The organism is Azospirillum largimobile (assembly GCF_977007025.2).
The window spans coordinates 107,014-128,719 of record NZ_CDRMUA020000002.1; the positions used below are offsets into that span (position 1 = coordinate 107,014).

Sequence of the window (21,706 nt, forward strand, 5' to 3'; positions counted from 1 at the left end):
CAAAGGCGTCCCCAGCAGCGCTCCGAGCGGCGCTAAACCTGCGCCTCCGGCACCAGCACATCGGCGCAGATCGCCCGCACCACCTCGGCGCGGTCGGCCACCGCGCCGGGGGCGAGCAGCCCCTGGCCGAAGGCGAAGGCATAGAACAGATAGGCGCGGGCGAAGGCCTGATCGGGCGGCAGACCCAAGGCCACGAACAGGCCGGCGACGCTGTGCAGGCGCTCGCGGTCGACCTCGGCGATCACGCTTTCCGCCTCGGGATCGCGCCGGGCCCAGTCGCGCACCGCCAACTCTATCGCCATGCCCCGCGGCTTGCTGCCGCCATAGAGCGCCAGCAGGTCGCGCAGTTGGTGCGCCGGTTCGCGCCCGTCCAGCCGGGTCTGTTCCTTGATGGCGGCGATGCGTCCCAGCTTCCAGCTGTCGAGCAGGGCGTTCATCAGGTCGGTGCGGTCGCGGAAATGCCAATAGAAGCTGCCCTTGGTGACCTTCAGGGCTTTCGCCAGCACCTCCACCCGCACCTTGTCGACGCCGCCTTCGGCCAGCGCCGCGAAGGCGGCGGCCAGCCAGGATTCGCGGTTCTTCGTCTTGGATTCCATACCCGTCCTTCGCGCTCCCCCGGCGTCCGCCGCCGCATTCCGCCGCAGCGTTCTCAAGGGCGATCTATACCCGAAAACCGGTGCCGCTGCCTATTCGCCCTGCTGCATCTGGATCGCGTCGGATGCCCGGCCGCGGTAATGGATGTTGCCGTCGCCGTCCAGGAAGGCGCGGTCGCCGGTCAGGTAATAGCGCCGGCCGTGGCGGAAGCGCTGGGCGGTGCGCTCCGGGTTGTTGGCGTAGGATTCGAACCAGAACAGCGGTGAATGGTCGACGTCGATGGCGATCTCGCCGGCGCCGCCCACCGGCGCCTCCCGGCCGTCGGGGTCGAGAATGACGACACGGAATCCCGGCATCGGCCGGCCGAGCGAGCCGCTGGGCGGCTGGGCGGACTCACCACCGTCCGCCCCGTCGGATTCGTAACGGCCGATTCCGTCGGGATCGTAGCGATTGACGATGAAGATGCCGGTCTCGCGCTGGCCATACTGGTCGAGCAGGGGGACCTTGACCGTCCGGTTGGCCCAGGCGATCAGGTCGGGCGGCAGCGGTTCGCCCACCACCGACAGGATGCGCAATGCGAACTGGTGCGACACGCCGGGATCGGCGCCGTGCCAGGCGCGGATCTGCGACGGGGCGGCGGTCAGGTTGGTGACGCCGAACTTCGTCAGCATGCGGTAGCCCTGCCGCACGTCGTAGGGGCCGTCGCAGAAGATCGTCGTCCGCCCCAGCAGCAGCGGCCCGACCAGTCCGTAATAGGCGCCATAGGCCCAGCCGGGATCGGCCATGTTCCAGTAGATGTCGTCGTCGCGCAGGTCCAGGCCGATGCGCATGTACTGCTCGATCCCCGACAGCGCCTTGACCGGAAGCGAGACGCCCAGCGGCGTCGGCTCGGATTCCGACGTGTAGATCAGGGCGAAGGCGTCGCCTTCCCGATAGCGCGCCACCTCGGCCAGCGGTGCGGCCTCGTGCAGCGACGACCAGAAGGGCACCGCGTCGGGACCGAAGGCCTCGTCGCCCTCCACCGTCACCACCGGCCGGGTGTTGTCGCGCGGCACCTTGCGGCGCAGGAAGCCGTTGGTGACGATGGCCCGCGCGTCGCTGTCGGCTAGCCGGTAGGCCACGGATGAGGCGGTATAGGTGGTGAACAGCGGCATGTAGACGCCGCCCAGCCGCCAGATCGCCAATGCCGTGATCAGCAGTTCCGGCCCCTTGGGCAGCAGCACCGCCACCCGATCGCCCTGGCCCACCCCCATGCCGGCCAGCACGGTGGCGAAGCGCGCCGAATCATGGGCAAGGCGGGCGAAGCTCAGTTCCGTGGTCTGTCCCGCGACGCTTTCATGCAGCAGCGCCGCCCGCGCGCCGTCGGCGGCGCGGACATGACGATCGCACAGCAGCGACGCCAGCGCGATGGACAGGCCGCGATACTCCGGCCGCAGGAAGGCCGACGGCCTCACCATCAGGGCCGGCGGCGGCTCGGTCACCACCGCCGCCGCTTCCGGCGGCTGGGGCAGGGCAGGGGTAGGGGGAGCCGGCCGGTGCCGCAGCGCCGCCAGATCGCCCAGCGCCACCAGATCCGGCCCCAGGTGGTAGCGCTTGCTGCGCCCGTCCTGTTCCACCAGCCCTTCGCGTGCCAATGCCATCAGCAGCCGGTGGGCGGTCGCCTTCGAAAGACCGACTCCGGCCATCAGGTCGGCCAGCCGCGCGCCGTCGGTGCCCGCGTCGGCGACCGCGCGCAGCAGGGCGATGGCGCGCTCCAGGCTTTGGGTGCCCCCTGCCGCGTTCGGAGCGGCAGGGGGGGTGGCGATGTCGGCGTGACGGCTCATGAGGTCCATCATATGGACCGAGCGGCGGCTTGTCGCGTCAAAAAACATGCAATGGCGGAATGTCAGTGTTGAAAACAGAAAGGAACCCGGTATATAGTGCGGAAGTTGCTCATGAAACGGTCCACAATATGGACCACGCCGGCCACCAAAGAGCCGGGTCGTGACCCCGAGAAGCGGTACCAACAGCAACGGAGGAGGAAATGTCAGGCGCGCCCGTCGCACCACACCCCGGCCCTGCCAAAACGTCGCCCACCACCCAGGCGGAGACCATCTTCGAGGCTCGGGGCGTCAATCTGCGCTTCGGGGGCGTCCATGCGCTGACCGACGTCAGCTTCGGCATCCGCAGGGGCGAGTTGTTCTCGATCATCGGCCCGAACGGGGCCGGCAAGACCTCGATGGTCAACTGCATCTCCGGCCGCTACCGGCCGACGGACGGCAAGGTCTATTTCAAGGGCCGCGACGTGACGGGGATGACCCCGAACCATCGCGCCTCGCTCGGCATCGGGCGCACCTTCCAGAATCTGGCGCTGTTCGGGCACATGACCGTGCTCGACAACATCATGGTCGGCCGCCACCACCTGCTGAAGAACAACTTCCTGACCGGGTCGCTCTACTGGCTGACCGGCGCCAGGAAGGAGGAACTGTCCCACCGCCGCGAGGTGGAGGAGATCATCGACTTCCTCGAAATCCAGCATGTGCGCAAGGCCACCGCCGGCACCCTGTCCTACGGCCTGCGCAAGCGGGTGGAGCTGGCCCGCGCCATGGCGCTGAAGCCGGATCTGATCCTGCTGGACGAACCGATGGCCGGCATGAACCTGGAAGAGAAGGAGGACATGGCCCGCTACATCGTCGACCTGAACGAGGAGTTCGGCATGACCGTGGTCATGATCGAGCACGACATGGGCGTGGTCATGGACATCTCGCACCGGGTGATGGTGCTGGAATTCGGCAAGAAGATCGCCGAAGGCAGGCCGGAGGAGGTCCTGGCCGATCCCCGCGTCCGCCGCGCCTATCTGGGCGAGGACGACGAGGAAGAGGCGCCGGCGGCTCCTGCCGCGGTCGTGCCGCCGCGCAAGGAGGTCGCGTGATGTCGAACCTCACTCTGCCCGATCTGGCCCTTCCCGATCTGGCCGTCTACGACACCCTGCCGAAGCTGGTGGCATTGCACGCCCGCGACCATGGCGGCGACATCGCCATGCGCGAGAAGGATTTCGGCATCTGGCGGACCTTCACTTGGGGCCAGGTGCATGCCCGCATCCGCGCCTTCGCGCTGGGCATGACCAAGCTGGGCGTCGTGCCGGGCGAGGTGGTCGGCCTTCTCGGCGACAACCGTCCCGACTGGGTGATGGGCGAGATCGCGACCCATGCGGTGCGCGGCTACAGCCTGGGCATCTACCGCGACGCGCTGGACGAGGAGGTCGCCTACCTCATCACCTATGCCGACGTGAAAGTGGTGTTCGCCGAGGACGAGGAGCAGGTCGACAAGCTGCTGAACCTCGCCGACCGGCTGCCGACGCTGCAGCACATCATCTATTCCGACCCGCGCGGCATGCGCAAATACCATGATCCCCGCCTGATGCCGGTCACCGACCTGATCCGCATGGGCGAGGAACTGCTGGCGCAGCAGCCGGACCTCTACGACCGCATGGTGGCCGATACGAAGGGCGAGGAGGTCGCCATCCTCTGCACCACCTCCGGCACCACCTCGAACCCGAAGATGGCGATGCTGCCGGCGGGTCGCCTGATCCGCCATGTCGCCAGCTATCTGTCCGCCGATCCCAAGGGTCCGGAGGACGAGTATGTCTCCGTCCTGCCGCTGTCCTGGATCATGGAGCAGGTCTATGCCGTCGGCATGGGCGTGGTATCGCGGATGCGCGTGAACTTCGTCGAGGAAGCCGAGACGATGATGCACGACTTCCGCGAGATCGGGCCGACCTTCGTCCTGTTTGCCCCCCGCCTGTGGGAGGCCATCGCCGCCGACGTGCGCGCCCGGATGATGGACGCATCGCCCTTCAAGCAGAAGATGTACGATCTCGGCATGAAGCTGGGGCTGGAGGCGCTGTCGAAGGGCCAGCGCTCGGCGATGGCCGACGCGATCCTGTTCAAGGCTCTGCGTGACCGGCTGGGCTTCACCAACCTGAAATCGGCAGCGACCGGCGGCGCGGCGCTGGGGCCGGACACCTTCAAGTTCTTCCAGGCACTGGGCGTGCCGCTGCGCCAGATCTACGGCCAGACCGAAACGATGGGCGCCTACACCGTCCATCGCGGCACCGACGTGGATTTCGACACGGTCGGCGTGCCCTTCGACGACAGGATCGAGGTGAAGGTGATCGACGCCGACCACAACGGCGTCGGCGAGATCGTCACCCGCCACCCCAACATGTTCGCCGGCTATTACCGGAACGAGAAGGCGACCGTCGCCGACATGCGCGACGGCTGGATGCACACCGGTGACGCCGGCTTCTTCGACAAGAAGGGGCATCTGGTCATCATCGACCGCATCAAGGACATCGCCACCACCGCCCAGGGCGACCGCTTCAGCCCGCAATACATCGAGAACAAGCTGAAGTTCAGCCCCTATGTGGCCGAGGCGGTGATCCTGGGCGACAAGCGCGAGTATCTGTCGGCGATCATCTGCATCCGCTTCTCCATCGTGTCGAAATGGGCGGAAAAGAACCGCATCGCCTTCACCACATATTCCGACCTGTCGTCCAAGCAGGAGGTCTACGACCTGCTGCGGGCGGAGGTGGAGCGGGTGAACCAGACGCTTCCCGAGTTTCAGCGCATCTCCAAGTTCCTTCTGCTCTACAAGGAGCTGGACGCCGACGACGGCGAGCTGACCCGCACCCGCAAGGTGCGCCGCGGCGTCGTCGCCGAGAAATACGACACCATCATCGACAGCATCTATACCGACCAGCCGAAGATCGACGTGGACACCACGATCGCCTTCCAGGACGGCACCAAGCAGCGCATCCGCACCACGCTGACCGTCATCGACCTGGCTCCGACCGCCGCCAAGGCGCCGCAGCAGCCGGTCGCGGCGTGATCGGCCTATGCGCAAGGAACTGACCCCTCTCCCCCCCGGGGAGAGGATGGGTGAGGGGGATCCGCTTGCCGGACGCTCCTCGCCACGCGTCCCCCTCACCCCGACCCTCTCCCCGGGGGGGAGAGGGGGATCTGGATCCCAATTCGGCGAGGCCACGCCATGACCCTTCTGTTTCAGCTTCTCGTCAACGGCCTGATCGTCGGCGCGCTGTATGGCGTGGTCGCCATGTCCTTCGTGCTGATCTACAAGGCCAGCCGCATCGTCAACTTCGCCCAGGGCGAATTCCTGCTGATCGGCGCCTGGACCTGCTGGTGGCTTCTCACCAGCTGGCAGCTGCCCTTCTGGATCGGCTTCCCGATCACGCTGGTCTTCATGCTGGCCTTCGGCGTCATCCTGCAGATCGTCGTGCTCAGGCCGATGATCGGCGAGCCGATCATCTCCGTCATCATGGTGACGATCGGCTTGTCCATCGTCTTCCAGGCGGCGATGAAGTGGATGTTCGGCGTCTTCGCCAAGCCCTTCCCGCCGATCTTCGCCAGCCCCACCATGAACCTGTTCGGGCTGGAGGTGCAGACCGTCTATGTGATGTCGCTGCTGATCTCGATCCTCATCATGGCGGGCTTTGGCTGGTTCTTCAAATACTCGCGGACCGGTCTCGCCATGCGGGCCACCGCCTTCGACCAGCAGGTGGCGCAGTCGCTGGGCATCTCGGTCCGCCACATGTTCGCGATGAGCTGGGCGATCTCCGCCATGGTGTCGGCGGTGGCCGGCGTCACGGTGGGCGTGGTCAACGGCGTGTCGTCGGCCTTGTCCTTCTTCGGCATCAAGGTGTTCCCGGCGGTGATCCTGGGCGGCCTCGACAGCGTCATCGGCGCGGTGGTTGGCGGCCTGATCGTCGGCGTGCTGGAGAACATGGCGCATTACCTGGACAGCCAGTGGCTGAACTGGGGCAACATGTACGAGATCGCGCCCTTCTACGTCCTGATCGCCATCCTGATGATCAAGCCTTACGGCCTGTTCGGCACCAAAGACATCGAGCGCGTGTGAGGCCCCTATGGCGAACGTCAGCATCATTCCGAGTGGTGATTTCAAGACGTCCTACGGGACCGACACCACCATCTTCCCGACCAAGACCAGCCGCAACTTCGCGATCCTGGGCGTGCTCCTCCTGCTGGCCTGCCCGGCCTTCATGGACCGCTACTGGCTCAGCCTGCTGATCCAGATCAGCTATCTCGGCATCGCCGCGCTGGGCCTGAACATCCTGGTCGGCTTCACCGGCCAGATCTCCATCGGCCATTCCGCCTTCTTCGGCTTCGGCGCCTTCGCCTCGGCCTGGCTCAACAACAGTGTCGGCGTCCCGGTGGCGCTGGCCATCCCGCTGGCGGGCGTGGTCACCACGCTGGTCGGTCTGCTGTTCGGCATGCCGGCGGCGCGGCTGAAGGGCCTGTACCTCGCCATCGCCACGCTGGCGGCGCAGTACATCCTGCAGGACTTCTTCGCCCGCGCCGACTGGTTCACCGGCGGCACCGCCGGCACCATCGCCGAGCCGCTGACCATCTTCGGCTTCGCCTTCGACACCGACGAGCGGTACTTCTACGTCGCCCTGGTGGCGCTGGTGGTCATGTACATCCTCGCCACCAACCTGATGCGGACCCGCGACGGCCGCGCCCTGGTGGCGGTGCGCGACCATTACCTGTCCGCCGAGATCATGGGCATCAACCTGACGAAGTACCGGACGATGTCCTTCGGCATCTCCGCCTTCTACGCCGGCATCGGCGGCGCCCTCTACGCCCATTACCTGCAGTTCGTGTCGGTGGAGGGCTTCACCATCCTCTTCTCGATCCAGTTCCTGGGTATGATCATCATTGGCGGGCTGGGGTCGATCATGGGCACGCTGATGGGCACCGCCTTCATGGTCTTCCTGCCGGAAGCGATGCAGGCGCTCACCAAGCTGGTCAGCGGCACCGCCATCGATACCGCGCTGAACCTGAAGGACAACATCGCCTTCCTGCGCGAGATGTCGATCGGCCTCGTCATCATCCTGTTCCTGGTGTTCGAGCCCGACGGGCTGGCCCACCGCTGGAAGCAGATCAAGGCCTACTGGAAGCTCTATCCCTTCTCGCACTAAGTCCCGACGCTTTGCCGGTCAACAAACAGAACAGAATGGGGAGTCAACGCACCATGTCGATCAAGACCGCGCTCTTCGCCACCACTGCCGTTACTGGCGCCCTCCTGCTGGCGACCACCGCCACCGCTTACGCCGACATCCCGGTCGGCCATCTGGCCGACCAGTCCGGCGCCACCTCCGACGTTGGCGTGCCCTATGCGCAGGGTGTGGCGGACGCGCTCGCCTACATCAACGCCAAGGGCGGCGTCAACGGCACCAAGCTGGCGGTCGACACCGTCGACTACGGCTATCAGGCGCCGCGCGCGATCAGCCAGTACAAGAAGTGGTCGTCGGGCAGCGACAAGATCGCGGCCCTGCAGGGCTGGGGCACCGCCGATACCGAGGCGCTGACCGGCTTCGTCGGCAAGGACGAGATTCCGGCCTATTCCGGCTCCTACTCCGGCCACCTGACCGATCCGACCGGCAAGGGCCCGCACGGCTCCAAGCCGGCTCCCTACAACTTCTTCTACGGTCCGTCCTACTCCGACGCGCTGCGCGGCATGCTGATGTGGGCGGCGGAGGACTGGAAGAAGCAGGGCGGCCAGGGCAAGCCGAAATACGTCCACATGGGCGCCAACCACCCCTATCCCAACGCGCCCAAGGACGCCGGCGAGCAGCTGGCCAAGGAGCTGGGCTTCGACGTCCTGCCGGCCGTGCAGTTCGCGCTGACCCCCGGCGACTACACCGCCCAGTGCCTGACGCTGAAGCAGTCCGGCGTCAACTACGCCTATCTCGGCAACACCGCCGGCTCCAACATCTCGGTGCTGAAGGCCTGCCAGACGGTCGGCGCCAAGGTGCAGTTCATGGGCAATGTCTGGGGTATGGACGAGAACGCCGCCAAGGCCGCCGGTGCGGCCGCCGACGGCGTGGTGTTCCCGATGCGCACCGCAGTGACCTGGAACGCTGAAGTGCCGGGCATGAAGACGCTGAAGGACATCTCCAAGATCTCCGACGCGGCCGGCACCGCCTACCGTCCGGTGCACTACATGGCCGGCGTCTGCACCGCCTTCTACATGAAGGAGGCGATGGACTGGGCGTCGAAGAACGGCGGCGTCACCGGTCCGAACATCCGCAAGGCGATGTACCAGAAGAAGGACTGGGTCCCGGCCGGGCTGGAGGGCGTCTGCGTTCCCTCGACCTGGACCGAGAACGACCACCGCGGCATGACGGCGGTCAACATCTACCGCGCCAAGGTCGGCGGCGACACCGGCGCCGGCGTGGACGAGTTGGTCAAGGCCGGCACGATCAAGCTGGACAAGCTGACCACCGTCGACGTCCCGCGCAAGCCGGAATGGCTGGGCTGGTAAGTCGATAAGCACGCGGCGCCTCCGCTTTTTTCGCGGCGGGGGCGCCCCCCTTCTTCCGAACAGTTCAGGTGCTGCATGCAGACCACCGCCACGGCCGCTTCGACCAACGCTCCCGTCCAAGCCGGAATGCCGCCCGTCACGGCTGCGAAGCGGATGATGCTGTCCGTCAACAACATCGAGGTCGTCTACAACGACGTGATCCTCGTGCTCCGCGGCCTTAGCCTGGAGGTGCCGGAGGGTGAAATCGTGGCATTGCTGGGCGCCAACGGTGCCGGCAAGTCGACGACGCTGAAGGCGATCTCCGGCCTGCTGAAGACCGAGGACGGCGAGGTCACCCGCGGCGACATCACCTTCAATGGCGAGCGCATCAACGGCATCGACCCCGACCAGATCGTCCGCAAGGGCATCTTCCAGGTGATGGAGGGCCGGCGCATCATCGCCGACATGACCTGCCTGGAAAACCTGCGCCTGGGCGCCTACACCCGCCGCGACAACGGGGTGAAGGACGACCTGGACATGGTCTTCAGCTATTTCCCCCGCCTGAAGGAGCGCACCGGCCTTGCCGGCTATCTCTCCGGCGGCGAGCAGCAGATGCTGGCGATCGGCCGCGCGATGATGGCCCGGCCGAAGCTGATCCTGATGGACGAGCCCAGCATGGGCCTGTCGCCCCTGATGGTGAAGGAGGTGTTCAGCATCGTCCAGCAGATCAACAAGGATCTGGGCGTCACCATCCTGCTGGTGGAGCAGAACGCCCGCATGGCGCTGCAGGCGGCATCCCGCGGCTACATCATGGAAAACGGCAAGGTCGTGCTGGACGGCACCGCCGAAGAGCTGCGCAACAACGAGGACGTGAAGGAATTCTACCTCGGCGGCGGCAACGAAGAGCGCAAGAGCTTCAAGAACCTCAAGAGCTTCAAGCGGCGCAAGCGCTGGATCTGAGGGCGGCAACTCTCCGCGTCACCTCGGCCGACCCCTGAACGGACGAACGACCATGACCGACTTCTACGACGACCTCGAAACCCGTTCCTCCGACCGGCGCGAGGCCGAGCAGTTCGCGGCGTTGCCCGCCCACCTGCACCACGCCAAGGACGCGGCACCCTACTTTCGCCAGCTTCTGGCGGAGATCGACCCGGCTGCGATCCACGACCGCGCGTCGCTCGCCACCTTGCCGGTGACGCGCAAGGCCGACCTGATCGCGCTGCAGCAGGCGAACCCGCCCTTCGGCGGTCTGGCGGCGGTGGAGATCGGCCGCTTGGCCCGCGTCTTCGCCTCCCCCGGACCGATCAACGATCCGGAGCCGCATGGCGTCGATCCCTGGCGCAGCGCCCGTGCGCTGTTCGCCGCCGGCTTTCGTGCCGGGGATCTGGCCCACAACTGCTTCGCCTATCACCTGACCCCTGCCGGCTCGATGTTCGAGACCGGGGCGCACGCCGTCGGCTGCGCCGTCATCCCCGCCGGCACCGGCAACACCGAGATGCAGGCGCAGGTCGTCGCAAGCCTCAAGCCGCGCGGCTACATCGGCACGCCCGACTTCCTGAAGATCATCCTGGAGAAGGGCGACGCGCTGGGGCTGGACGTGTCGTCGATTCGCATCGCCGCCGTGTCGGGCGGTCCCTATCTGCCCGACGCCCGCGCCTTTTACGAGGCGCGCGGGCTGGACGTCTACCAGAGCTACGGCACCGCCGACCTCGGCATCGTCGCCTACGAGACCGAAGCCCGCTCAGGTTTGGTGGTGAACGAGGGCTGCATCGTCGAGATCGTCCGGCCCGGCACCGGCGACCCGGTTCCCGACGGCGAGGTGGGCGAGGTGGTGGTGACCATCTTCAACCCGGCCTATCCGCTGATCCGTTTCGCAACCGGCGACCTGTCGGCGGTTCTGCCGGGAACCAGCCCCTGCGGCCGGACCAACATGCGGCTGAAGGGCTGGATGGGCCGCGCCGATCAGACAACCAAGGTCAAGGGCATGTTCGTCCATCCCGGGCAGGTCGCCGAGGTGCTGCGCCGCCATCCCCAACTCTCCCGAGGCCGCCTTGTCGTCGGGCGCCAGGACGCCAGCGACACCATGACCCTGCGTTGCGAAGCGGAGGAGACCGGGGACGATCTGGCCGCCGCCATCCGCGAGACGCTGTCGTCGGTGACCAAGCTGAAAGGCGCGGTGGAGTTCGTGCCGCCGGGGAGTTTGCCCAACGACGGCAAGGTGATCGACGACACGCGGGGGTGAGAGTGTCGCGGCGTGGAGTTAGACCCCCACCTATCCTCCCCCGCTGGGCGGGGGAGGGACTGCCGCCGCCTCCCCGCTTAAGCACTTGTCCCCTCCCCCGCCCAGCGGGGGAGGGTTAGGGTGGGGGTCTAAGTTAGCGAGACGCTACCCTCAGCACTCCGCGTCCGCCGACGGCATCAGCTCATACTGCGGCTTGTAGCCCGGCTGCGCGCGGATGCGGTCGGCCCAGGCCTGCACGTTGGGGTAGTCCTTCGCCTCGATGGCCGATTCGTTCAGCAGGTCGATCCAGGGGAAGGCGAAGATATCGGCGATGGTCAGCCGTTCGCTCTGGATGAAGCTGTGGCCAGCCAGATGCTCGTCGAACAGCTTCATGCCGCTGGCGGCGGAAGCGTCGAGCCAGGGCAGGGCGTTGGCGTCGCCGTTGAACTTGCGCACGGCCCGGGCGCGCTGGACCGGCAGAAGCACGTCGGCCAGCCAGCTCAGCCATTCGGCGATGCGCAGCTTCTCGGCGTCGTCGCGACCGCCGAACTTGCCGGTCTGTTCGGCCAGATAGGTCAGGATCACGCTGGATTCGGAAATCGAATGGTCGCCATGCACCAGCGTCGGCACCCGGCCGAACCGGTTGATCGCCTGGTATTCCGGCGACTTCTGCTGCCCATTGCGCAGGTCGACATGCCGGTACTGGAACGGGATGCCGGCCAGCCGGAAAAACAGCGCCACGCGGGTCGCCGGCTGGGAATTCACGTTGCCGTAGAGGATGAAGGGCGCTGTCACGATGCTCTGTCTCCCTGGTTTGCGGACCCGGATGGTCCCCCCCGGATGATCGTGCGGAAGATCGATCTCCGGCTTTGCCGGGAGGATGGCCTCAACCGGACCGGTCGCGCCAGCGGAAAGCGCAGCTCCACTATTCATGGCACTACTGCAACAAGTTTCACACAACATCGGTGAAAGTGCCCTTCTCCAAAGCTGTGGGCTGCTTGACCAGCGAAACCAAAAGCCGTAGACACTGAGTTACATGTGAAATACCGCGTGGATATGCCGTGTGTGGTCCTGTGCGCCGGTTGGCGCCGCATGGCCGGCGGCACGGGGCGCGGAACCAAGGTCCGGATGACGAGATGGTGGACACGGTCGAAAAGACGCGGACGATCCTGGTGGTCGAAGACAATGTGCTGATGCGCAAGCTCTTCGTCCGTTGCCTGGAGGAAGGCGGCTTCGCCGTGGTCGAGGCGTCCGACGCGACCTCGGTTCTGTCGCTGATGCGCGAGATGGTTCCTGACCTGGTGGTGATGGACATCGTCATGCCCGGCCTGTCGGGGCTGGAGTTGATCAAGCAGATCCGCGCCGACGGCGATCTCGCCGCGACGCCGGTGCTGGCCGTGACCAACCTCGCCACCCCCGCCGACAAGCGTCGGCTGGCGGATGCGGGCTTCGACGGTCATGTCTCCAAGCCGATCAAGCCCAAGGAATTCCAGGCTGCCGTCGCCGGTTTCCTGACTGCCGCCTGAGCCTCGCTGGGCCGGAGGGGAGCGTCCTCCTTGCGCGATTTTCGCGCAAGCGCGGGATCCGGGGCCCCGGTCCTCGCGTATTTTCCACCATGGACCCAAAAGCGGAGGGAGCCGCAGCGATGGCGCGTTATCTGGTCACCGGCGGTTGCGGCTTCATCGGCTCGCACCTGATCGAGCGGCTGCTGGCCGCCGGGCACGAGGTCCGGGTTCTGGACGACCTGTCCACCGGCAAGCGCGAGAACCTGCCCCCGACCGTGCCGGTGACGGTCGGCGATGTCGCCGACGCCGCGGCGGTCGAGGCGGCGATGGCCGGCCCCGAAGGTGAGCGCGTGGACGGCTGCTTCCATCTGGCCGCCGTCGCTTCCGTCGACCGCTCGCGCGAAGCGTGGCTGGAAACCCACCATGCCAATCTGTCCGGCACCATCGCCGTGTTCGACGCCGCCCGCCGCGCCAATCCCAAGGGGCCGGTGCCGGTGGTCTACGCCTCCTCCGCCGCCGTCTATGGCGACAATCCGGCCATGCCGCTGACCGAGGACGCGGCGACCCGCCCGCTGTCCGCCTATGGCGCCGACAAGCTGGGCTGCGAACTGCATGCGCGGGTGGCCGACATCGTGCACGGCGTGCCGACCACCGGTTTCCGCTTCTTCAACGTCTATGGACCGCGCCAGGACCCGAAATCGCCCTATTCCGGCGTCATTTCCATCTTCGCCGGCCGGATCGTGAGGGGAGAGCCGGTCACCATCAACGGCGACGGCGAACAGGTCCGCGATTTCATCTTTGTAAAGGACTTGGTGCGATACCTGACCGCGGCGATGGATAACCCAAGGTCCGGCGCACCGGTCTTCAACGTCTGCACCGGCCGTCCGACTTCGGTCAATCGGCTGGCGGAGGTGCTGGCGGAGCTGTCGGGCCGGGCGCTCGACCGCCGGCACGGTCCGGCGCGGCCGGGCGACATCCGGGTGTCCATCGGCGATCCGTCGCGCCTCGTCGCCGCCTTCGGCATGAGCTGCGACACGCCGTTGGAGGACGGGCTGCGCGAGACGCTGGCGTGGCTGGGATGACCGTTCAGGTCGGGTAAGCGTCGGGAAGGGTTCGGCTGGCGTGATCGGTGGTCTGATCGGGCGGCGCGCTGTCGCCGTGGGGCTGGTTTCGGGTGCGGCGTCTCTGGCGCTGCCCAACCGCCCCTTGCGGGCCACCGAGGCCGGCCAAGCTTCCGCCTCTGCATCCTCCGCCACTCAATCCCCAAATTCTCCCTGGGCGGTCTATTACGCCGATGCCGCTCCGCTGTCGGCCTTCCAGCCCTACCGGTTGCTGGTTCTGGACAGCCGCACCCATCCGCCGCTCCAGCCGCTGGCCGACCGCGGCAAGACCCTGTTCGGCTATCTCAGCGTGGGCGAGGTGGAGACGCACCGCCCCTGGTTCGGCCGGGTGAAGGGCTGGGGCATCCTGGACCAGGAGAACCCCAACTGGCCCGGCAGCTTCTATGTCGACGTCCGCGACCGCCGCTGGGTCAAGCTGGTGGTGGAGGAGCTTGTGCCGGCGATCCTGCGCGAAGGCTTCCACGGCGTCTTCCTCGACACGCTCGACAACCCGCCGCATCTGGAGCGCACCGATCCAAAGCGCTGGCGCGGCATGACCGATGCTGCGGCGGCCCTGGTGCGGGCCATCCGCCGCAACTGGCCGGACATCGGCCTGATGCAGAACCGCGCGTATGAGATCCTGCCGCAGACCGCGCCGCTGCTGAGCCATGTGCTGGGGGAGAGCGTCTATGCCGGCTGGGACTTCGCCGCCAAGCGCCCGCACCGCCAGAGCGCCGAGGATTACCGGTTCCAGGTGGAGGCACTGAAGGCCGCCGGCGCGTCGAACCCGCGGCTCGGCCTGCTTACGCTCGACTATTGGGACCCGGCCGATACGGCAGGCGTCCGGGCCATCTATGCTCTGCAGCGGGCCAACGGCTTTTCCCCCTATGTCTCGACGGTCGAACTCGACCGCCTGATCCCGGAGCCGCCCCGGTGATGCGCATCGCCAAAGCGACAGCGGCGGTGGCGGCGCTGGCGCTCGGCCTTCTGCTGCCGGGGTTCGCGCTCGCCGCGGCGGCCGGCGTGCAGCCCGCGGCCGCAACCGCCCGGCAGGAGGTGCCGCGCACCATCCTGGCGCTGGTCGACCTGCGCGAAGAGGAAACGATTCGCCTCAGCCGCATCCACACGATGGCGGAATTGCCGCTGAACCATCTGGGCCTGTCCGTCGTCTATTGGAACGTCGCCGACGGCCTTCCCGACCTGTCGCGCTATCCGGGCTTGCGCGGCGTCGTCACCTGGTTCGCCGGCGAGCCCTTTGCCGATGTCGGCGCCTACATCGACTGGGTGGGGCGGGCGATGGACCGCGGCGTCCGCTTCGCCGTGCTGGGCCAGCCTGGGGTTCGGCTGGAAAGCGGCGGCAGGCAGGTGCCGCTGGCGCTCGCCAACCGCTTCTTCGCGCGCTTCGGGCTGCGCGACGACGACGGCTTTTCCGACCTGACCTATAAATCCAAGCCGGCACTGGCCGACGGGATGATCGGCTTCGAACGGCCGCTGTCGGGCGTGCTGCCCGGTTACCCGCTGTTCCGCAAGACCGATGCGCGCGTCGCCTCCCATCTGGTGATGCGGCGGGCGGACGATCCGGCCAGCGACAGCCATCTGGTGGTGACCGGCTCGGCCGGCGGGCTGGCGGCCGAAGGCTACAGCCGCCATTTCGACGCCGAGTACAACCGGCGCCAATGGATCATCGATCCCTTCGCCTTTTTCGGCGACGCCTTCGCCACCGACGACCTGCCGAAGCCCGACGTCACCACCTTGTCGGGCCGGCGGCTCTATTTCAGCCACATCGACGGCGACGGCTGGCGCAACGTGACGGAGGTGGCGCCCCATGCCGTCAAGCGCGTCCTGTCCGCCGACATGGTGCGCATCGCCGGTATCGAGCCCTTTCCCGACCTGCCGGTGACCGTCGCCCCCATCGTCGGCGACCTCGACCCGACCTGGAACGGCACGCCGCAGTCGGTGGAGGCCGCCAAGAAACTGTTCGCCCTGCCGCAGGTCGAACCCTCCAGCCACACCTGGACCCACCCCTTCCAGTGGGCCTTCTTCAAGGACTACAGCCGGCAGAAGGAGGCCCCGTTTCTCGACCGCGACGGCACCTACCGCCCCGCCAAGGGCGACGACCATGCGGCGGAGACGGCGGGCGAGGTGTCGGACATCGGCCGCTATGCCCTGCCGCGGGCCTATCTGCAGCAGCCCTTCGACCTCGACCAGGAGATCGGCGGCGCGCTGGACTATTTCACCCGGCTGGCCCCCACCGGCAAGCGGGCGGTGCTGGTGCAGTGGTCGGGCGACACCTCTCCGTTCGAGGCGGCGCTGGCGGCGGTCCGCAAGGCGGGCGGCGTCAACATGAACGGCGGCGACGCCCGCTTCGACGCCGATTTCCCCTCCATCACCGGCCTGCCGCCCATCGGCCTGCCGGTGGGGGCGGAGCGCCAGATCTACGCCGCCGGCAGCAACGAGAACACCTACACCGACCTGTGGACCAGCCGCTTCTACGGCTACCGCAATCTGGTCAACACCATGCGGCATGCCGGCGACCCGATCCGGCTGAAGCCCTTCAACGTCTATTACCACATGTACAGCGGCCAGAAGGCGGCCAGCCTGAACGCGCTGGTTTCGGTGCTGACCGCTGCCCGCGGCCAGGAACTGGCGCCGGTCGCCGCCTCCACCTATGCCCGCATCGCCGAGGGCTTCTATACCGCGCGATTCGAGCCGTTGGAGGATGGGCGGCGCTGGCGCGTGCGCGACCGCGGGGCGCTGAACACGCTGCGTTTCGACCGGGCCAGCGCCAGCGCGGTCGATTTCGCCCGCTCAACCGGGGTGCTGGGCCAGCGCCACAGCCAGGGCAGCCTCTATGTCGCGCTCGACCCTACGGTGGCTGAGCCGGTGGTGGCGCTCGCCGAGATCGACCGCGCCGACCGCGATCCGCCCGCGTCCTTGCCCTATCTGGTGGAGGGGCGCTGGGCCTTCTCGGCGCTGGCCGGCGAAGGGCAGGGCTTCCGTGTCGCCGCCACCGGCTATGGCGAAGGCGCCATGGTCTGGCGGGTTCCCCGTCCCGGTCCCTGGACGATCACGGCCGAGCGCGACGGCGCCACCCTGTGGACCGGCAGCGCGACCGCGGATGAGGATGGCCGGCTGGCGCTGACCGTCCCGGTGCCGGGCATCGCTCCGCTGCTTTTGCGGCTTCGCCCCATCCTTCGTCCCACCGGCGGCGTGGCGGGGTAGGGCGGCGATGCGTGCGAACATCCTGGTCGTCCTGCTGGTGCTGCTGGTGGGCATCGGCGCCAGCCTGCTGCTGATTCCGCGCGGCGGCGAGCTTGCCCTGCAGAAATTCCGCGACCGCGATTACGACAGCGCCCGCGCCGTCTATGAGGAGCGCTATGCCGCCGGCGACCGCGGCGGCGCCACGGTGATGCCGCTGACCCGCCTGTCGCTGGCCCAAGGCGACGTGGAGCGCGCCATCGCCCTGACCGAGGAGTTCATCGTCGCCGAACCGTCCTCGATCGAGGCGCGCGAACTGCTGAACCGCCTCTACCAGGATGCCCAGCGGCCGGGCGACTACCTGGAAAACCTGACGGTCCTGGCGGAGCTGCGGCGCAGCGCCGACCTTTACCGCGAACTGGCCTATGCCGCCGGTTTCCGCAACCGGATGGCGCTGAAGGCCGATGCGCTGGCCCGCTACTGCGCGCTGGCGCCCGAGGATGTCGAGGCGCAGCAGGAACTGGCCGCCCTACTGGCGGCGCGCGGCGACCATGCCGGCGCGGTGGATTGGCTTCTGCGCGCCGACGACCGTGCCCAGGGCAACATCGGCGCCGACAGCCGCGAATTGTTGATGAGCCTGCTGATCGACCTCGGCCGGGCGGAGGATGCCTTCGGCCGCGCCCGGCGCTGGCTCGGCGAGCAGCCGACCGTCGCCGCCATGATCGGTCTGGCGAGCCAGCTGGCGGCGGCCTCCCGGCCGGACCTGGGCCTGCGGCTGATTGAACCGCAGGTTTCCGGCCCGCAGGTGATCGGGCCGCAAGCAACCGGCCGAAAGCCCGCGCTGGCGCTGGAACTGACCTACATCGACCTGCTGATCGCCGCCGACCGCCGGGAGGAGGCGCGGACCCGCCTGTCGGCGCTGTCCGGCCCGGTGGAGGATGTCCAGTTCGGCCGGCTGCTGGCGCTGAAGATGAATGCCGGGCAGGCGCAGGAGGCCTTGCGGAACGCCAAGGGACGCGATCTGCGTCTGGCGCCCGATTGGGTGCTGGCCGGGCTGGCCGAGACGGCTCTGCGCGACGGCGACCGCCCCTTCCTCGACCGCCTGCATCGTGAACTGGGCGAAGGGTTCCTCGCCGATTACCCGGTTCTGGCGGCGAACATCGCGCTCGGCCGCGGCGACGCCGATTCCGCCGCGCGCTGGGCGGAGCGCGGTCTGGCCGGGAGAGCGCTGACCCTCGGCGACCGTCTGGCCGCCATCCGCATTCTCGACCGCGCCGGGCGTCGTGCCGCCGCGTCCACGGCCTTCGACCGTCTGGCGCTGTCGAACTCTCTCCCCGACGACCGGCTGCCCGACGACCAACTGGAGGAATTGGCAGCCCTGTTCATCGACCTGGACCGTGCGCCGGTCGGCCTGCACTGGTTCGTCGTGCGCCGGCAGGGCAAGCCCTCTCCGGCGGTCGAGCAGGGGTGGGCGAGGCTGGCGGCCAAGGCCGGCGATCCCGCTGCCGTCGCCGATTGGCTGACCGCCCGCCCGGTGCTGCCCGCCGCCCTGTTGCAGGACATCGCCGGCAGCGCGGCCGAGCGGGCTGTCGCTGACCGGCGTGCCGCCCCGCTGGCTCTGGCCGCCGCGCAGCGCGCCTTTGCGCTCGACCCCTCGCCGCGCAGCCGTCTGGCCGTCGCCGCCGCCCTGACCGCAACCGGAAAGCCGGCGGAGGCGCTGCCGCTGCTGGCCCCGCTGCTCGACCAGGGCGGTGCGGAGGTGGAGGCCGCCTACATCGCGGCGCTCGACGGCGCCGGCCGGTCGGAGGAACTGGCCCGCCACCTGACCGCCAAGCTGGCGAAGGGCGGCCTGACGGATGCGGAGGAGCAGGGCATCGCCTATCTGCTGCTCGACCACAAGGCCTACCGCGCCGCGCTGCCGCTGCTGCGCGCGCGGGCAGAGCGGCTGGGCGGCGACTGGCTGGCGGCTTATGCCGATGCCGCCGCCAAGGCGAACGCACTGCCCGATCTCGCCGCCCTGCTGCAACGGCAGGCCGCCGCCGCGCCACTGGCCGAGGCGGAGGATTCGCTCTATCGCGGCACGCTGGAAAAGCTGGGCCGCAAGGCCGACCTGCGCCGCTACCTGCTGGCCCGCGCCACCGACGACCGCCTGCCGGTGGAGCGGCGGCGGGAGCCGGCCTCCGCCCTGCTGGCGCTCGGCGACAAGGCAGGCGCGACGCAGGCTTTGCAGCGGCTTGCCGCCGGGCAGGGGCCGCAAAGCGACGATTTCAAGCAACTGGCCTATCTGTGGGGGCCGCGCCCGCCATCGGCTGCGCTGGACTGGCTGGAGACACGGGCCAAGGCGGCAACCGGCCCGGCGGAGCAGGCGGCATGGTACGATCGTCTGGCCGAACTCGGCGGCAGCGCCCGCGTCACCGCCGGCCTTGCGACGCAAGCCGGCCCGCCGGCCCAGTCGGCACTGAAGGCGCCCTACATCGAGGCGCTCGCGTCGGCCGGCAAGGGCAAGGAGCTGGCGGTCGCCGTGCGCGCCGCCCTGCGCGAGGAGACCGCGCCGGACCGGCTGCGCCGCTATGCCCGCCTCGCCGAACAGACCGGCCAGCGCACCGCCGCCGGGGAAGCCTGGACGGCCGTGCTGGCGCGGATGCCGGAGGATGCCGACGCGCTGCGCCAGCTTGGCATGCTGGCCTATGACGAGAACCGCCTCGCCGACGCCGAGCGCCTGCTGCGCCGCTACACCGCGCGTGGTCCCGACGATTACGAGGCGCATTACTTCCTGGGCGAGGCACTGACCGCCCTCAAGCGCCCGGCCGCCGCGGCACCCTTCTACCGTACCGCGCTGGCCCAGCTCCGCGCCCGCGGCAGCCGGGGCGACGCGGCGGTCCTGACGGAGGCGAACCTGCTGAACCGGCTGGGCAAGGTCGACGACGCCGTCACCCTGTTCGAATCGCTGCGCAAGCGCCGTCCGGGCGACCGGCAGCTGAAGGCGGACTATGCATCGATGCTGATCGAAAACGGACGACTGCCGGAGGCCCGCCGTGTCCTGGCTCTTCCGTGATGAATTCCGCGCCCTGACGCATTCCACCCCCTCTCCCCCCCGGGGAGAGGGTCGGGGTGAGGGGGTCACATCGCGTGACTTCCTGAGAATACTCGCCACGCATCCCCCTCACCCTAACCCTCTCCCCGGGGGGGAGAGGGGATTCTGGGTGCTTCTCCTCGCCCTCCTCCTCGCCGCCACCCCCATCCATGCTCAGCCGGCGCCATCCGCCGCACGCTTGGAAACGGTGCGGGAGGACCGCGCCGCCCGTCTCACCCTGGGCTGGACCGCTCCGGTCGCCACCGAGGTGGAGCGCCAGGGCCGTGAAATCGTCCTGCGCTTCAGCCGGCCGCTTGGCGAGGTCGCGCTTGACCGCGTGCCGGAGCGGCTGGAGTCCTGGATCGACAACATCCTCTATGGCTACGACAGCGTCGTGCTGGTCCTCGCCGCCGACGTGACGGCCGAGATCGTGGCGGACCCCAGGGGCGTCACCGTCGCGCTGGCCCGCGCCCCCGCCGCGCGCCCGACGCCGCAGGCCGAGGCGGCCGACCGTGCCGCCCAACGCCGCATCGACTATTTCCGTGCCCTGGCCCTGATGGAGGGCGGCGAGGTCCGGCCGGCGCGGGTGCTGCTGCGCGACCTGCTGGCGCAGGATCCGCGTGACGCCCAGTCCACCGCCCTGCTGGGCCAGGCGGAGGAACGGCTCGGCCGCTGGCGCGAAGCGGTCATGGCCTATGACAGCGCGCTGGAGCTGACGCCCGGCGAACCGTCGCTGGTCCAGGGCAAGGCACTGCTTCTGCATGCCAATGCCGACCGTATCCGCCTCGACGTCGATTGGCAGCAGGTGCGCAACGCCGACATGCAGCGCATCGCGCGGCTCAGCGGCGTGCAGGAGCTTGGCCGCTCCACCAGCCTGACCTGGGGGCTGGAGCGGCGCGAGGTGGATGTCGACGCTGCCCAGCGCGCCGACGGCCGGCTGGAGCCCTTCCACGGCGCACGATCCCGGCTGGAGGTCGGGCTGGTCCATGACTGGCCCGAGTTGCAGCGCTCCACCCTGTCCGTCTACGCCGCACCGCGGACGCTGGGCGCCGGCTACACCCATGGCTGGCGCGACGAGGAGTCTGAGACCCGCGCCGGCTTTGCCTGGAGCGAGCCGAACTTCGCCTTCCTGGAGGGCATCGTCGGCGGCGGGCGGCGCGACTGGGTTTTCCTGCAGCATGAGGAACGGCTGTCGGAGCGCTGGTCCCTGTCGCTCGGCGCCGGCTACAACCGCTATGGGCTGGCCGGGGCCGCCGATCTGGCGCGCAGCGCCACGGTTGAAGGCTCCCTGCGCTATATCCTCAACGCCGCCGGGCCGCTCGCCAGCGTCGCCTATGTGCTGGACGCCGAGTATGTCGGCCACCGCGAGGAACGGCAGAACGCGGACGGACAAGCCTACGTCCCGCTGCCGGCCGCGACGCGCGAGGTCCACGCGCTCCAGATCAATGTCGAGGACTATGTCACCGATTATGTCCGCTATGCCGCGCAGCTCGGCTACGCCTACGACCGGCGGGGGCGCAGCGGCCCGCAGGGCGCTGTTTCCCTGGGTTGGGAGCCGGCGGACGGGCTGGAACTGGGGATTCGCGCCGCCCACGCCCGCTCCACCGCCCGCGGCACGGCCAGCGCGGTGAACAGCGCAGGCGTCACTCTGGTCTGGCGATATTGACGGTGTGTCAACGTCTTCATGGTTAAA

Annotated in this window: 16 protein-coding genes; 13 read left to right on the top strand and 3 right to left on the bottom strand. The window is 68.5% G+C overall.

Annotated features, from left to right (window positions below; translation table 11 throughout):
• Window positions 1–32 precede the first annotated feature (32 nt).
• Both ACWPKK_RS13885 and ACWPKK_RS13890 read right to left on the bottom strand, forming a co-directional pair.
• The gene (locus tag ACWPKK_RS13885; RefSeq protein WP_452004996.1) at window positions 33–596 is read right to left on the bottom strand and encodes a TetR/AcrR family transcriptional regulator; all 564 of its coding nucleotides are present in this window, start codon (window positions 594–596) and stop codon (window positions 33–35) included.
• Between the two features lie 90 nt (window positions 597–686).
• Entirely contained in the window at window positions 687–2,417 is a 1,731-nt protein-coding gene (locus ACWPKK_RS13890) for an AMP-binding protein (protein WP_452004998.1), read from the bottom strand.
• 200 nt (window positions 2,418–2,617) lie between these two features.
• On the opposite strand from ACWPKK_RS13890, the gene ACWPKK_RS13895 reads away from it, so the two are divergent.
• The 7 genes from ACWPKK_RS13895 to ACWPKK_RS13925 all read left to right on the top strand — a co-directional run bounded on the left by ACWPKK_RS13895 (window position 2,618) and on the right by ACWPKK_RS13925 (window position 11,158).
• The gene (locus tag ACWPKK_RS13895) at window positions 2,618–3,505 is read left to right on the top strand and encodes an ABC transporter ATP-binding protein (RefSeq protein WP_211102933.1); all 888 of its coding nucleotides are present in this window, start codon (window positions 2,618–2,620) and stop codon (window positions 3,503–3,505) included.
• Window positions 3,505–5,463 (top strand): AMP-binding protein, encoded by a 1,959-nt coding sequence (locus ACWPKK_RS13900; RefSeq protein WP_452005001.1) that lies wholly within the window; start codon window positions 3,505–3,507, stop codon window positions 5,461–5,463. The genes ACWPKK_RS13895 and ACWPKK_RS13900 overlap by 1 nt, the downstream gene beginning before the upstream one ends.
• Window positions 5,464–5,622: 159 nt before the next feature.
• On the top strand, window positions 5,623–6,510 hold the full coding sequence (locus ACWPKK_RS13905) for a branched-chain amino acid ABC transporter permease (protein ID WP_014187949.1): 888 nt from the start codon (window positions 5,623–5,625) through the stop codon (window positions 6,508–6,510).
• A gap of 7 nt (window positions 6,511–6,517) precedes the next feature.
• Window positions 6,518–7,591, top strand: coding sequence for a branched-chain amino acid ABC transporter permease (locus ACWPKK_RS13910; RefSeq protein WP_452005004.1), 1,074 nt, complete (start codon window positions 6,518–6,520; stop codon window positions 7,589–7,591).
• 53 nt (window positions 7,592–7,644) lie between these two features.
• Window positions 7,645–8,937, top strand: coding sequence for an ABC transporter substrate-binding protein (locus tag ACWPKK_RS13915; protein WP_452005006.1), 1,293 nt, complete (start codon window positions 7,645–7,647; stop codon window positions 8,935–8,937).
• A gap of 75 nt (window positions 8,938–9,012) precedes the next feature.
• Window positions 9,013–9,876: an ABC transporter ATP-binding protein gene (locus ACWPKK_RS13920; protein ID WP_452005009.1), complete on the top strand. Its 864-nt coding sequence runs from the start codon at window positions 9,013–9,015 to the stop codon at window positions 9,874–9,876.
• A 52-nt stretch (window positions 9,877–9,928) separates the two neighbouring features.
• Window positions 9,929–11,158, top strand: a complete 1,230-nt coding sequence (locus ACWPKK_RS13925) for a phenylacetate--CoA ligase family protein (protein WP_452005012.1) — start codon at window positions 9,929–9,931, stop codon at window positions 11,156–11,158.
• A gap of 150 nt (window positions 11,159–11,308) precedes the next feature.
• Here the strand turns inward: ACWPKK_RS13925 and ACWPKK_RS13930 are convergent, their stop codons facing one another.
• Window positions 11,309–11,932 carry a glutathione S-transferase family protein gene (locus ACWPKK_RS13930; protein WP_324868266.1) on the bottom strand — a complete coding sequence of 208 codons (624 nt, stop codon included), beginning with the start codon at window positions 11,930–11,932 and terminating at the stop codon, window positions 11,309–11,311.
• Between the two features lie 341 nt (window positions 11,933–12,273).
• Here ACWPKK_RS13930 and ACWPKK_RS13935 point away from each other — a divergent pair, with 341 nt between their 5' ends.
• The 6 genes from ACWPKK_RS13935 to ACWPKK_RS13960 all read left to right on the top strand — a co-directional run bounded on the left by ACWPKK_RS13935 (window position 12,274) and on the right by ACWPKK_RS13960 (window position 21,679).
• Window positions 12,274–12,663 carry a response regulator gene (locus tag ACWPKK_RS13935; RefSeq protein WP_452005014.1) on the top strand — a complete coding sequence of 130 codons (390 nt, stop codon included), beginning with the start codon at window positions 12,274–12,276 and terminating at the stop codon, window positions 12,661–12,663.
• Window positions 12,664–12,782: 119 nt separating this feature from the next.
• Window positions 12,783–13,724, top strand: a complete 942-nt coding sequence (locus ACWPKK_RS13940; RefSeq protein WP_452005017.1) for an SDR family oxidoreductase — start codon at window positions 12,783–12,785, stop codon at window positions 13,722–13,724.
• 40 nt (window positions 13,725–13,764) lie between these two features.
• Complete coding sequence (locus ACWPKK_RS13945) at window positions 13,765–14,679, top strand: endo alpha-1,4 polygalactosaminidase (RefSeq protein ID WP_452005020.1); 915 nt, start codon at window positions 13,765–13,767, stop codon at window positions 14,677–14,679.
• A complete protein-coding gene (locus ACWPKK_RS13950; RefSeq protein WP_452005022.1) occupies window positions 14,679–16,964 on the top strand; it encodes a polysaccharide deacetylase family protein in 2,286 nt (761 codons plus the stop codon). Before ACWPKK_RS13945 ends, ACWPKK_RS13950 begins: the two co-directional genes overlap by 1 nt.
• A 7-nt stretch (window positions 16,965–16,971) precedes the next feature.
• Window positions 16,972–19,995 (top strand): tetratricopeptide repeat protein, encoded by a 3,024-nt coding sequence (locus tag ACWPKK_RS13955; protein WP_452005024.1) that lies wholly within the window; start codon window positions 16,972–16,974, stop codon window positions 19,993–19,995.
• 148 nt (window positions 19,996–20,143) lie between these two features.
• Window positions 20,144–21,679 (top strand): tetratricopeptide repeat protein, encoded by a 1,536-nt coding sequence (locus ACWPKK_RS13960; protein ID WP_452005027.1) that lies wholly within the window; start codon window positions 20,144–20,146, stop codon window positions 21,677–21,679.
• Window positions 21,680–21,706 lie beyond the last annotated feature (27 nt).

Bases quoted from the DNA above. Each gene is read 5' to 3' on its own strand.
- ACWPKK_RS13885 (WP_452004996.1), bottom strand. From the start codon at position 596: ATGGAATCCAAGACGAAGAACCGCGAATCCTGGCTGGCCGCCGCCTTC.
- ACWPKK_RS13890 (WP_452004998.1), bottom strand. From the start codon at position 2,417: ATGAGCCGTCACGCCGACATCGCCACCCCCCCTGCCGCTCCGAACGCG.
- ACWPKK_RS13895 (WP_211102933.1), top strand. From the start codon at position 2,618: ATGTCAGGCGCGCCCGTCGCACCACACCCCGGCCCTGCCAAAACGTCG.
- ACWPKK_RS13900 (WP_452005001.1), top strand. From the start codon at position 3,505: ATGTCGAACCTCACTCTGCCCGATCTGGCCCTTCCCGATCTGGCCGTC.
- ACWPKK_RS13905 (WP_014187949.1), top strand. From the start codon at position 5,623: ATGACCCTTCTGTTTCAGCTTCTCGTCAACGGCCTGATCGTCGGCGCG.
- ACWPKK_RS13910 (WP_452005004.1), top strand. From the start codon at position 6,518: ATGGCGAACGTCAGCATCATTCCGAGTGGTGATTTCAAGACGTCCTAC.
- ACWPKK_RS13915 (WP_452005006.1), top strand. From the start codon at position 7,645: ATGTCGATCAAGACCGCGCTCTTCGCCACCACTGCCGTTACTGGCGCC.
- ACWPKK_RS13920 (WP_452005009.1), top strand. From the start codon at position 9,013: ATGCAGACCACCGCCACGGCCGCTTCGACCAACGCTCCCGTCCAAGCC.
- ACWPKK_RS13925 (WP_452005012.1), top strand. From the start codon at position 9,929: ATGACCGACTTCTACGACGACCTCGAAACCCGTTCCTCCGACCGGCGC.
- ACWPKK_RS13935 (WP_452005014.1), top strand. From the start codon at position 12,274: ATGGTGGACACGGTCGAAAAGACGCGGACGATCCTGGTGGTCGAAGAC.
- ACWPKK_RS13940 (WP_452005017.1), top strand. From the start codon at position 12,783: ATGGCGCGTTATCTGGTCACCGGCGGTTGCGGCTTCATCGGCTCGCAC.
- ACWPKK_RS13950 (WP_452005022.1), top strand. From the start codon at position 14,679: ATGCGCATCGCCAAAGCGACAGCGGCGGTGGCGGCGCTGGCGCTCGGC.
- ACWPKK_RS13955 (WP_452005024.1), top strand. From the start codon at position 16,972: ATGCGTGCGAACATCCTGGTCGTCCTGCTGGTGCTGCTGGTGGGCATC.